The sequence below is a fragment of the Bradyrhizobium sp. BRP19 genome, from assembly GCF_020194195.1.
Lineage (GTDB): Bacteria > Pseudomonadota > Alphaproteobacteria > Rhizobiales > Xanthobacteraceae > Bradyrhizobium > Bradyrhizobium yuanmingense.
In genome coordinates this window covers 301,495-313,638 of record NZ_JADYVZ010000002.1, presented here as the reverse complement: position 1 = coordinate 313,638, position 12,144 = coordinate 301,495, and the positions used below count along the sequence as shown (strand labels likewise).

11 protein-coding genes are annotated in these 12,144 nt (G+C 65.3%); 8 read left to right on the top strand and 3 right to left on the bottom strand.

What is annotated here, in order from left to right:
* Window positions 1-11: 11 nt before the first annotated feature.
* The 5 genes from sufD (at window position 12) to I6F36_RS07225 (ending at window position 3,976) form a co-directional block, all read left to right on the top strand.
* The gene (gene sufD / locus I6F36_RS07245) at window positions 12-1,316 is read left to right on the top strand and encodes a Fe-S cluster assembly protein SufD (protein ID WP_225140351.1); all 1,305 of its coding nucleotides are present in this window, start codon (window positions 12-14) and stop codon (window positions 1,314-1,316) included.
* Complete coding sequence (locus I6F36_RS07240) at window positions 1,313-2,560, top strand: cysteine desulfurase (protein ID WP_225171215.1); 1,248 nt, start codon at window positions 1,313-1,315, stop codon at window positions 2,558-2,560. Before sufD ends, I6F36_RS07240 begins: the two co-directional genes overlap by 4 nt.
* Entirely contained in the window at window positions 2,557-2,928 is a 372-nt protein-coding gene (locus I6F36_RS07235; protein WP_018641712.1) for an SUF system Fe-S cluster assembly protein, read from the top strand. The genes I6F36_RS07240 and I6F36_RS07235 overlap by 4 nt, the downstream gene beginning before the upstream one ends.
* A gap of 49 nt (window positions 2,929-2,977) precedes the next feature.
* Window positions 2,978-3,388 (top strand): iron-sulfur cluster assembly accessory protein, encoded by a 411-nt coding sequence (locus I6F36_RS07230; RefSeq protein WP_074447904.1) that lies wholly within the window; start codon window positions 2,978-2,980, stop codon window positions 3,386-3,388.
* Window positions 3,389-3,553: 165 nt separating this feature from the next.
* Window positions 3,554-3,976, top strand: a complete 423-nt coding sequence (locus I6F36_RS07225; protein WP_225171214.1) for a TfoX/Sxy family protein — start codon at window positions 3,554-3,556, stop codon at window positions 3,974-3,976.
* 88 nt (window positions 3,977-4,064) lie between these two features.
* Here the strand turns inward: I6F36_RS07225 and I6F36_RS07220 are convergent, their stop codons facing one another.
* The 3 genes from I6F36_RS07220 to I6F36_RS07210 form a co-directional block, all read right to left on the bottom strand.
* On the bottom strand, window positions 4,065-5,132 hold the full coding sequence (locus I6F36_RS07220) for a GGDEF domain-containing protein (RefSeq protein ID WP_036033560.1): 1,068 nt from the start codon (window positions 5,130-5,132) through the stop codon (window positions 4,065-4,067).
* A gap of 165 nt (window positions 5,133-5,297) precedes the next feature.
* On the bottom strand, window positions 5,298-6,806 hold the full coding sequence (locus tag I6F36_RS07215) for a DEAD/DEAH box helicase (RefSeq protein ID WP_225171213.1): 1,509 nt from the start codon (window positions 6,804-6,806) through the stop codon (window positions 5,298-5,300).
* A 300-nt stretch (window positions 6,807-7,106) separates the two neighbouring features.
* Window positions 7,107-8,072, bottom strand: a complete 966-nt coding sequence (locus tag I6F36_RS07210) for a helix-turn-helix domain-containing protein (protein WP_085968757.1) — start codon at window positions 8,070-8,072, stop codon at window positions 7,107-7,109.
* Between the two features lie 201 nt (window positions 8,073-8,273).
* On the opposite strand from I6F36_RS07210, the gene I6F36_RS07205 reads away from it, so the two are divergent.
* The 3 genes from I6F36_RS07205 (at window position 8,274) to I6F36_RS07195 (ending at window position 12,036) form a co-directional block, all read left to right on the top strand.
* Window positions 8,274-9,788, top strand: coding sequence for a caspase family protein (locus tag I6F36_RS07205; protein ID WP_225171212.1), 1,515 nt, complete (start codon window positions 8,274-8,276; stop codon window positions 9,786-9,788).
* A gap of 378 nt (window positions 9,789-10,166) precedes the next feature.
* Window positions 10,167-10,607 (top strand): hypothetical protein, encoded by a 441-nt coding sequence (locus tag I6F36_RS07200; RefSeq protein WP_225141822.1) that lies wholly within the window; start codon window positions 10,167-10,169, stop codon window positions 10,605-10,607.
* Between the two features lie 211 nt (window positions 10,608-10,818).
* Entirely contained in the window at window positions 10,819-12,036 is a 1,218-nt protein-coding gene (locus I6F36_RS07195; protein ID WP_225156026.1) for an FAD-dependent oxidoreductase, read from the top strand.
* Window positions 12,037-12,144 lie beyond the last annotated feature (108 nt).

Below are 12,144 nucleotides of genomic sequence, written 5' to 3'. Positions count from 1 at the left end.
GGAATTTTAAGATGAACGTTGCTGTGGCAAAGACCGGGAGCGGCCGCGCGGTGAGCGATCTCTTCGCCAGCGCCGAAGGCCGCCTGCCGGGTTCGCCTGACGTGATGGCGGCGCGCCGCGAGGCGTTCGAGACCTATGAGCGTCTCGGTCTGCCGCACCGCCGGATCGAGGAATGGAAATACACCGACCTGCGCGCGCTGGTCGGCGAGGTGCTGCCGCTGGCGGCCGTGCCCGATGCGACCGCGCTGAAGCGCGCCGCGGACGCGGTCAAGGCGCATGCCATCGCGGGCGCCCGCAAGCTGGTGCTGGTCGACGGCGTGTTCGCGGCTGAGCTTTCAGACGTGAAGGCGCTTGCGTCCGAGGTCGGCTTCAAGACTCTGCGCGAGACGCTGGATAAGGATGCCGGTCTCCTCAAGACCGCGTCCACCGATGCCGTGATCGCGGTCAACGCGGCGCTGGCGACCGACGGCGTGGTGCTGTCGATCGCGGATGGAACGCAGCTCTCTGCGCCGATCCAGATCATCCATGTTGCGACCGCCGCATCGGCCTCGGCTTTCACCCGCTCGCAGGTGGCGATCGGGAAGGGCGCCCGCGCCACCATCATCGAGAGCTTCGTCGCCGCCGGCGCTGCGGCCTACCAGGTCAACGACGCCGTTATGATCTCGGTCGGCGACGACGCCGACGTCGCGCATATCCGCCTGATGGACGATGCCGCCGATGCGGTGAACATCACCTCGCAGTTCGTTACCGTCGGCGCCAACACCAAGCTGAACGTCTTCAACATGACCAGCGGCGCTGCGGTCAGCCGCTTGCAGGGCTTCATTACGCTGGCGGGCGAGGGCAGCGAGCTCTCGGTCAACGGCGTCAACCTCCTGAAGAAGACCGAGCACGGCGACACCACGCTGGTGGTCGACCATGCCGTGCCGAACTGCGTCAGCCGCGAGATCTTCCGTGCGGTGATCGACGACCGCGCCCATTCGGTGTTCCAGGGCCGCATCATCGTCCGTCCCGACGCGCAGAAGACCGACGGCAAGATGATGACGCGCGCGCTGCTGCTCTCGGACGAGGCCGAGGCCGACAACAAGCCCGAACTCGAGATTTTTGCCGACGACGTCTCCTGCGGCCACGGCGCCACCGCCGGCGCGCTCGACGACAGTCTGCTGTTCTACCTGAAGGCCCGTGGCCTGCCGGAGAAGCAGGCCCAGGCGCTGCTGATCCAGGCCTTTGTCGGCGAGGCGATCGAGCAGATCGCCGATGATACTTTGCGCGAGCACGTGATCGGCATCGCCGAGCGCTGGCTGGAGCGGCGGTCATGAGCACGCATCCGGCGGTCAAGAACGGCGCCTATGACGTTGCGCGCGTGCGCCAGGATTTCCCGGCGCTCGCCATGCAGGTCTACGGCAAGCCGCTGGTCTATCTCGACAACGCCGCCTCGGCACAGAAGCCGAGCGCTGTGCTCGACCGCATGACGCAGGCCTATAGGTCCGAATACGCCAATGTGCATCGCGGCCTGCACTACCTCGCCAATGCCGCGACCGAAGCCTATGAGGGCGGCCGCACCAAGGTGGCGCAGTTCATCAACGCGGCGCGCACCGAGGAAGTCATTTTCACCCGCAACGCGACCGAGGCGATCAACCTGGTCGCGTCTTCGTGGGGCGCCCCCAATATCGGGGAAGGCGACGAGATCGTCATCTCGATCATGGAGCACCATTCCAACATCGTGCCGTGGCACTTCCTGCGGGAACGGCAGGGCGCGGTGATCAAATGGGCGCCGGTCGACGACGAGGGTAATTTCCTCATCGACGAGTTCGAGAAGCTGCTGACGCCGAAGACCAAGCTGGTCGCGATCACGCAGATGTCGAACGCGCTCGGCACCATCGTGCCGATCAAGGACGTCGTCAGGATCGCCCACGCCCGCGGCATTCCGGTAATGGTCGACGGCAGCCAGGGCGCCGTGCATCTGCCGGTCGACGTCCAGGACCTCGGCTGCGACTTCTACGTCTTCACCGGTCACAAGGTCTATGGTCCGACCGGCATCGGCGTGCTCTGGGCCAAGTACGACCACCTCGTCGCGATGCGCCCCTTCAACGGCGGCGGCGAGATGATCCGCGAGGTCTCGCGCGACGTCGTCACCTACGGCGATCCCCCGCACAAGTTCGAGGCGGGCACGCCTGCGATCGTCGAGGCCGTCGGCCTTGGCGCCGCCATCGACTACGTCAACTCCATTGGCAAGGAACGCATCGCCGCCTACGAGGCCGACCTCACCGCCTACGCCCAGGAGCGCCTGCGCGAGATCAACTCGCTGCGGCTGATCGGCACGGCGCGGGGCAAGGGCCCCGTGATCTCCTTCGAGCTCAAGGGCGCGCACGCCCACGATGTCGCCACCGTGATCGACCGCCAGGGCATCGCGGTGCGCGCCGGCACCCATTGCGTCATGCCGCTTTTAGAGCGGTTCAACGTCACGGCCACCTGCCGGGCCTCGTTCGGCATGTATAATACGCGGGAAGAAGTCGATCATCTGGCACAGGCGCTGCTGAAGGCGCGGGATTTGTTTGCATGAGTGACACGGCCGAAATCAAAGCCAATCCGATGGAGACCCATTCGGCATTGCCGCCGGAGGAGACCGAGCGGCTGACCCGCGAGATCATCGCCGGGCTCAAGACCGTGTTCGACCCGGAAATCCCCGCCGACATCTACGAGCTCGGCCTGATCTACAAGGTTGAGATCAAGGACGACCGTTCCGTGGACGTGCAGATGACGCTGACGACGCCGAACTGTCCGGCCGCCGGCGAGCTGCCGACCATGGTCGAGAACGCGGTCGCGAGCGTGCCCGGCGTCGGCGTGGTCGACGTCAAGGTCGTCTGGGAGCCGCCGTGGTCGCCGGAACGCATGAGCGACGAGGCCCGCCTCGTGCTGAACATGTGGTGACGCCCTCGGGCCGCATTGAATTCGCTCCGCAACGGACCACATAGACAACATGACCCAGATTTCGTCAGGCTCGACACCAGCATCCACTCCGAAGCCGCGGCGCCCGCGCCCGCAGGTGATGCGGCTGACGGATGCCGCTGCCCAGCGCATCACCGAGCTGACCCAACGCGCGGACTCGGAGATCGTGGGCTTGCGCGTCGGCGTGAAGAACGGCGGCTGCGCCGGCCAGTCCTACACGGTCGAATACGCCCACGACATCCGCCCGACCGACGAGGTCGTCGAGGACAAGGGCGTCAAGATCCTGGTCGATCCCAAGGCCGTGCTGTTCCTGCTCGGCACCGAGATGGACTACAAGGCCGACAAGATGCAGGCCCAGTTCGTCTTCAACAATCCTAACCAGGTCTCCGCCTGCGGTTGCGGCGAATCGGTCGAGTTGCGGCCGGCAAAGATCGACGGGTAGACTCTCCAGCGTCACTGCGAGGAGCCCGCGACAAAATTGCGAGCATTTTGCGCTGGCGACAAAACAATCCAACCTGCCTCCGCGGCGGAAGTCTGGATTGCTGCGCTTCGCTCGCAATGACGGAAATGCTATGAAGGCTCACTTGCTTGCGCAGGGAAGCCTCCGATGGACCGCGAATTCCTGATCGACCTGTTCGCTGATTTCGGCCCGGTCACCATCCGGAAAATGTTCTCCGGCTACGGCATCTCCGCCGACGGCGTCAATTTCGCGCTGTCGCTGCGCGCCGGCCTGTTCTTTCGCGCCGACGAGACGACCATTCCCGACTTCGAGGCCGAAGGCTCGAAGCCGTTCCAGTATTCGACCCGCGCCAAGACCGTGGTTGTGAATTCCTACTGGGAGCTGCCGGCGCGCCTGTTCGACGATTCCCAGGAGCTTGCGCAATGGGCGAGGGCGGCGCTCACTGCCGCGCAGCGCGCCAAGGTGAAGAAGCGACCGAAGGCGAAGAAGGCGGCGGCGAAGAAGAAGGTTGCGCCGAAGAAGGGTGTGGCGAAGAAGGTTGCCAGGAAGGCGATGCGTAGGGTGGGTTAGCGCAGCGTAACCCACCACTTCATACATCTTGATAGACAAGAGGTGGGTTACGCTGCGCTAACCCACCCTACAGATGCGAGGATGAACGTCACGCCACCCGGCTGTGGCTCTCGATCGCGAATTCCGGATCGGCTTCGCAGATCACCCGGTTGCGGCCGTTGCGCTTGGCGGCGTAGAGGCAGGCGTCGGCACGCTCGATCAGCGCGTCGGTGTCGTCGCCCTCCCTGAGCATGGAGACGCCGACGGAGATGGTGACGCGGCCGAGGATCTCGCCGGTCGATTTCTTCTTCAATTCCTTCGCCATCACGGCGCGGCGAATGTGATCGGCCACCGTCAGTGCCTGGCGCATCGCGGTGTTGGGGAGAACGACCGCGAATTCCTCGCCGCCGTAGCGCGCCGTGATGTCCTGGCCCTTGATGGTCTGCTTCAGCGAAAGGCCGACGAGCCGCAGCACCTGGTCGCCGGTGAGATGGCCGTAGGAATCGTTGAACGACTTGAAGTGATCGATGTCGAACAGCAGCAGCGACAGCGGCTCGCCCGAGACGAGCGCGCTCTGCACTGCCATGCCGATCATGCGGTCGAAATATTTGCGATTTCCCAGGCCCGTGAGCGGATCGGTCAGGCTTTCGGCGCGGATCGCCTCCAGGCTCTGCTGGAGATTGCTGATCTCGTTCTTCGACAGCGTCAGCCGGTCTTCGAGCGCCTTGTTGGTCTCGCGCATCTCGCTGGTGGAGCGCAGCAGCGCCTCGACGATCGCCTTGACCTGGTCGCGGTTCTCGGCCGACGACAGTTTCTCGGTCGCATCCGACAGACTGGTATCGTAGGCCCCGGTCATGCCGAGCGCCTCGCCCAACACCTTCACGACGTCGTCGATCTCGCCGACGACGCGCGCGCCGACCTTGTCGATGCGGTCGGTGGTCTTGATGTGGGAGAGATAGGTCTCGTAGATCTGCTCGAGATCGGCCTCGGTCAGCTTGCCGCTGCGCGCCAGCGTCTCATTGATGATCTTGTTGAGCGGTGCGTTGTAGCCGGTGGCGTAGACGTACCAGATCTCGTAATTGCGGGGAATGGCCGTCTGTCGAAGCGATCGGATCTGACCGAGCGCCACCTCGGCGAACGCCAGGGTGCGTTCGTGTTCGTCGAGTACCTTGATCACTGAACATCCCCACAGCGGCCGACGCGCCATCGACCGCAGCAATCCTTAAATTATGTTCGTAGGCTAACGGACGATCGTGAACGCCCCGTAAATATACGTTCACGGGGGCATCCAAAAAATTGCAGATCAAGGATCTTCAACCGAACTCTGGCGCGCCAGCGCGCTTCAGGCGCCGGCGGGGGAGCGCACCGGCCGCAGAAGAAACGCCGGCAGATGCGAGTGATCGCCCGGCTCGCTGTCGATCTCGCGCTGGCGGCGCGGCTCGGGACGGCCGATCGAGGGCACATGCGACGAATTCGCTTGCGGGCGCACACCATTGCGCGGCTCGGATGATTGCCTGGCTTCGCGCGGAGGCCGTGCCTCGCGTGCCGGCCTCGCCTCGGGAGCCGCCCGTGCCTCGCCACGCGCCTCGCGCGGCTCGTGGCTGCGCTCGCGGTCATGACCGCGCCGCTCGCCGCGCTGCGGCTTGCCGCGTCCGCCGCGTGAACGCTCGCGGCCGCGCTGCTCGCGCGGACGCTCGCCTTGTTCGCCCGCTTCGGCGTGGACGTCATAGTCGCCTTCGGCGCGCGGAATGCTCTGGCCGATCAGCTTCTCGATCGCCGCCATCGACTTCTGGTCGAGCGGTGTCACGATCGAGATCGCGGTGCCGGTTCGGCCGGCGCGGCCGGTGCGGCCGATGCGGTGGACGTAATCGTCGGCGTGGTGGGGAACGTCGAAATTGAAGACGTGGCTGACCTCGGGAATGTCGAGGCCGCGGGCGGCGACGTCGGAGGCGACGAGGAGGGGCAGCTCACCCTTGCGGAACTGGTCGAGCGCGGCCATGCGGGCCGGCTGGTCCATGTCGCCGTGCAGGGCACCGACGCTGAAGCCGTGCTTCTGCAGCGATTTGTGAACGATCGCGACCTCGCGCTTGCGATTGCAGAAGATGATCGCGTTCTTGAGGTCCTTGGCCTCGCGTAGCAAACGGCGGAGCAATTCGCGCTTCTCGTGCGCCTCGCGGCCGGCGGGCACCTGGGCTTGCGTAACGGTGACGGCGGTCGTGGCGGGCTTGGAGACCTCGACCTTCTGCGGATTGTGCAGGAAGGCTTCGGTGATGCGCCGGATTTCCGGCGGCATGGTCGCGGTGAAGAACAGGGTCTGCCGCGTGAAGAGAACGAGCTTGCAGATGCGCTCGATGTCGGGGATGAAGCCCATGTCCAGCATGCGGTCGGCTTCGTCGATGACGAGCAGTTCGACGCCGGTGAGCAACAGGCCGCCGCGCTCGGTATGGTCGAGCAGCCGGCCGGGGGTGGCGATCAGCACGTCGACGCCGCGCATCAGCTTGGCATCCTGGTCGCCGAAGGAGACGCCGCCGATCAGGAGGGCGACGTTGAGCTTCTGGCCGGCGCCGTAGCGATCGAAGTTTTCCTTCACCTGGGCCGCCAGCTCGCGGGTTGGCTCGAGGATCAGCGTGCGCGGCATGCGCGCCCGGGCGCGGCCCTTTTCGAGGATGGTGAGCATCGGCAGCACGAAGGCCGCGGTCTTGCCGGTGCCGGTCTGGGCGATGCCGAGCACGTCCTTGCGTGCGAGGACGTGGGGGATCGCCTGTTCCTGAATGGGGGTGGGGGTGGTGTAACCGGTGGCCGCCACTGCGGCGAGGACTTTTTCGGACAGTCCGAGATCTGAAAAGGACATTGAGCCTCTGGTCGAAACCGCCGTTCGGAATCGAGGGTAATAAGGCTGTCGCGTTCCACCCCGAAACGGCGCGCTCTCGAAGAAGCTGGGGGTGCTGACTCACGCGGACAAAGCGCAAGGCTCAGGAATCGCTCTTCGATCTGAGCCGCGTCGACCCGGAACATAGGCGGGAATTGGCCAAAGTCAATGGAGCGGGCGCGGGAAGAGCCTAAAAAGCCTGAGGTTTTTGCCCAAATCACGGGCGCGGCTGGGGTTTTCCCCCGAGCCCCCTCCGCTTGGCCGCAACCGCCAAGACAGCAGCTAACGGCCGTCCGTGCCTTTGGCCCGGAAATCACCTGGGGCCATGCCATAGGCGGCGTTGAACACCCGGTAATAGGTCGCCAGGCTCTCGAAGCCGCACGACGACGCGATGTCGGCGATCAGCCGTTCCGGCGCCTCGCGCAGCAGGCGGCGGCTCTGTTTCAGGCGCTCGTCGGTCACCGTCTGGGAAAAGCTCTTCTCTGCCATCTCGAACAGCATGTGCAGGTGACGAACGGAGACGCCGAGCAGGTCGGCCACCATGGCCGGCGCAAGATTGGGGTCCTGAAGGTGGCGCGCGATCAGCCGCTGGGACTGCGAGAGGCGGGCGGTCCGCAGTGCCTGCTGTCCCCGCCGGCTGCCGGGCCGCACGACGCCGCGCTCGATCAGCGCCAGATGGGCCAAAGCCTGAACCAAGGACGACTGGACGGCAGAGGCCGTATCGTCCGCGGCGATTTCGTTGAGATCGGCAAAGCAGGCCGCGAGCAGGGGCGCCAGGGCCGGATCGTTGAAGGTCCGGGGCGCTAGATCGCGCATGCGCTTGTCCTGCACCGGGATGTGGCTCACGGGGATCTTGAGGATCCGCAGGTGGAAGCCCCCGGTGCCCAGCGGGGCGGTGCGGTACGGCAGGTCGGTATGGCTGGTGGCGAAGCTGCCATTGGCAATGGCAAAGTCGCTTGCGCGCATGCCGCCGAACCAGCCGCCGCTGCCGAGCTGTTGGTAGACGCAGATCGCCTCACCCGGGGCATAGGCGATGTCCGACGCGCTGCGCTCGACCGCGTAGGGCGAGGCCTTCAGCTCGACGAGGCCGGCGCCGCCCAGCTTACGCAGCGAGAATTCGCCGAAGAAGTCCGCGCGCCGCTCGCGCGCGAGCTCGGCGGTGACACCGAACAACCCCTTGGCGCGCACCTCGCGCCAATAGTCGAAGCGATCCTTCGGGTCGACCTCGTCCGTACACCAGTGCAACACGGCAGCCCCTCGCTTCCGGCGAAATTGTCCAAAAGGAAACAGATTCCAGCGGAATCGGCCATAGTCGGATCGTACAATCGGAGCCCCGGGGTCCTTGAACCGTCGTCAGGTCTGGGCCGACTATCACACAGCGGCAGGGGGTCCCATGAACTGCCGTTCGAAGATCGGCGGCAGGGCCGGTTCTGCAACGGGAAATTTGCGATGACGCGTCGGCTTTTCAGAATTCTGGCGGCCCTTTGCCTCGCGGCGGGCCTGAGCGGTTTCGCAGCGCCCGCCTGTGCCGAGAAGCGCGTTGCGCTCGTCGTCGGCAACAACGACTACAAGAACGTGCCGAAGCTGCTCAAGGCGGTCAACGACGCCCGCACCATGGGCGACACGCTGAAGCAGCTCGGCTTCTCGGTGATGGTCGCCGAGAACCAGAGCCGGCAGCAATTCTCCGAGACGCTGCTCGCCTTCGACAAGGCCATCGAGCCCGGCGACACCGCGTTCTTCTTCTATGCCGGCCACGGTTTCGAGATCGCCGGCCAGAACTATCTGCTGCCGACCGACGTGCCGGCTGCGACGGAAGGGCAGGAGGAGCTGGTGCGCGACGCTTCGATCCTGGCCGACCGCATCGTCGAGCGGCTGCAGAACAAGAAGGCGCGGACCTCGATCCTGGTGTTCGACGCCTGCCGCAACAATCCGTTCGAGCGCAAGGGCACCCGCGCGGTCGCCGGCGCCGGCGGTCTCGCACCGATGACCCAGCTGCCCGAGGGCGTGTTCTCGGTGTTCTCCGCGGGTCCCCGCCAGACCGCGCTCGATCGGCTCTCCAATGACGACGCCAATCCAAACTCAGTGTTTACGCGCACCTTCGCCAAGGAGCTGCTCAAGCCCGGCGAGAATCTGGTGCAGGTGGCGCAGCGTACCCGCCGTGCCGTCAGCGAGCTCGCCGACACCGTGAAGCACAGGCAGGTGCCGGTCTATTTCGACCAGATGGTCGACGATGTCTTCCTCAGCGGCCTCGCCAAGGACACCGCCGCGCGTTCGGACGATCCGCCGCCCACGAAGCTTGCGGCGCTGCCGCCGGTGTCGGTGCCGCAGATGCCCAAGGAGGAGACCCTCAACGCGCCGATCGCGAGCTTCTCGCGTCACAATGGCGGCTGGAGCGTGACCTTCTCTTTCGCCGATCCGACGCTCGGCATTTCCTGGCGCATTGCCGGCACGGGCGATTTCCGCGAGACCGGGTTCATCGACACGCTCGATCCGCGCACCCGCAAGCGGATGCCGAACCCGTCGATCGAGCTGCCGCCGGATGCGCAGGCTGGCACCATCGAGGTCCGTTATGTCGATCAGTCCGGCGACATGCAGGGCCCGTTCCCGATCAGGTTCGATCCCGAGGCCGCGCTGATCCGCGACCAGCGCAAGATCCTCGACATGACCTCGACGAGCTGGCTGTCGTTCCGCGAGTTCAACGGGCTGCTCGTCTACTACACCCATCTCGTCTCCTACCGCTGCGCCATCCGCGAGGTGCGCATCGGCGTCGACACCGCCGTGCCCAACCAGGTGCTGAAGATGCCGCCCTGCGACATGCGCGACCCCAGCGCGGTCAGCGCCGGCATGCCGCTCTACATGAAGCTCGCGCCAAGCACGAAATCCGTCTCGGTGGAGCTGACCTATCGCGACGGCAGCGTGTCGGAGATCAAGAGCTTCAGGAGCGCGAACCGGAGCAATAATTGATGCGCTGTTCGATTGTGACGGGATGATCTTGCGCAGCGGCCGAACTTAAATCGGACAAGCCAAGGTGAAAGTGCTAGAGCCGGGAATGACAAAATTCATTATTGTCGCGCTCCTTACGACGCTTCCGGTTCTGGCTCAAACGAATCCAGTTCCCACAGCCCCACCTCTCACCGATCGCGAACGCGTCCAGGCGGACCGCGCGAAGGCTGCCGAGGATGAGAAGGGGGCTCCGGCCACGCGACCATGGGATCGCGACGCCGATGGCAAACGGCCGTGGGACCGCAAGTCGCCAAAGTCCTGAGACGCGAAGCTCGCTTCCCCCGCGGAAGGAACAACTCCTGCCGGGCTGGATTGTCTGCCAAACCAGGGAGACGATCCATGATCCGTAAATCCATCCTCGTCACGATCGCTTGTGCTGCGCTTTCGACGGCCGCCCTTGCTCAAGGAGGCGGTGGTGGCGGAGGCGGTGGTGGTGGCGCAGGCGGCGGTGGCGCAGGTGCGGGTGCCGCGGCAGGCACGGGGACCGGCGGAACCAGCGGCGGATCTGCGGCCTCATCGGGCGCGGGAATTGGAACGTCACCCAGCAGTGCCAATTCCGGGCCGTCGGCTCCCTCCGGCATGGGAACGCAGGGCACCACCACAGGCGCCAACATCAACACCAATAACAGCCCGACCAATCCCAACGTTCAGGCGCCGACTGCCGCCGGCAAGTCGCCCACGGCAGCTCAGGCCGAGCGAAACATGGGTGCCGGGCGCGCTCCGAATGGGGTGCCGATCGGCAGTCCGGGGTCCGGGACCAGCAACGAGGATCAGAAATAGTCGAACGCGATTGTCACGGAAGGCCCGCACGAAGCGGGCCTTTCATTTGGCGCCGGTCTGCTGCTCCCAACCGGCATTGATCCACCTGCGCCCTGCATAATTAGGACTCTCTTTGACCTGAATCGCGCTAGTATCGGCGGACATCTCTTCATCGATACTCACCTCGCGGTTCGCGTCTGCAGTGACACCCAACCCACAATCTGACAGGACCATGAAAGTCCGCTGCTGCATCGTCGGCGGGGGACCTGCCGGCATGATGCTCGGTTACCTTCTGGGACGCGCCGGCATCGACGTCGTGGTGCTGGAGAAGCATGCGGATTTCTTCCGCGACTTCCGCGGCGATACCGTGCATCCGTCGACGCTTGAAGTGATGGATGAGCTCGGCCTGATCGACGGCTTCCTGAAGCTGCCGCACCAGCGCCTGCAAAAGATGGACGGCCTGTTCGGCGGCACGCCTGTGCGCATTGCCGATCTCAGCCGGCTCCATACCAAATACCCCTTCATCGCCTTTATGCCGCAATGGGACTTCTTGAATTTTCTGCGCGAGGCGGGCAGGCGCTTTGCCTCGCTCGAGGTGATGATGAGCACGGAGGCGATCGATCTGATCCGCCGCGGCGAGACGATCGCCGGCGTGCGGGCGAAGACGCCTGAGGGCATCATCGACATCGAGGCCGATCTCACCATCGCCTGCGACGGCCGGCATTCGACGGTGCGTGAGCGCGCCGGCCTTAGCGTCGAGGAGATCGGCGCGCCGATGGACGTGCTGTGGTTTCGCGCCGGCCGCACACCCGAAGAGACCGAGAACGTGTTCGCGCGGGTCGAGCCCGGCAAGATGATGATCACCTTCGACCGCGGCGATTATTGGCAGTGCGCTTATGTCATCGCCAAGGGACAGTACGATGCGGTGAAGGCGAGGGGACTTTCGGCGCTGCTCGACGACGTCGTGCGCATGGCGCCGATCCTCCGCTCCGGCACCGCCGAGGTGAAGAGCTTCGACGACGTCAAGCTGCTCACCGTCGCGATCAACCGTCTGACGCGCTGGACGCAGCCAGGCCTGTTGTGCATCGGCGATGCCGCACATGCGATGTCGCCAATCGGCGGCGTCGGCGTCAATCTCGCCGTGCAGGATGCGGTTGCGACCGCGAACCTCCTGGCGGACAAGCTGCAGCATGGCTGCCCGTCCGAGCACGAGCTCGATGCCATCAGGCGCCGTCGCGCGTTCCCGGTGAAGATGACGCAAGCTATGCAGGTGGTCGTGCAGAACAACATCATCAGTGGCGCCTTGCAGGGCGGCGACCGGCCGCTGAAGGTGCCGCTGGTCGTGCGCCTCATCACCGCGCTGCCATGGCTCCAGGGCATTCCAGCGCGCCTGCTTGCGCTCGGCGTGCGGCCCGAGCACGTGCATTTGCGCGCCGCGCCGCAATCCTAGCGGAGGACTTCGGTAGGGATAACGCGGCGTGAATTCGCGCGCGATGCGTTGCACGCTTGCAACATCGCCATCGGATTCACGGCGCGATGCGGGCCCAACCCCCACGTT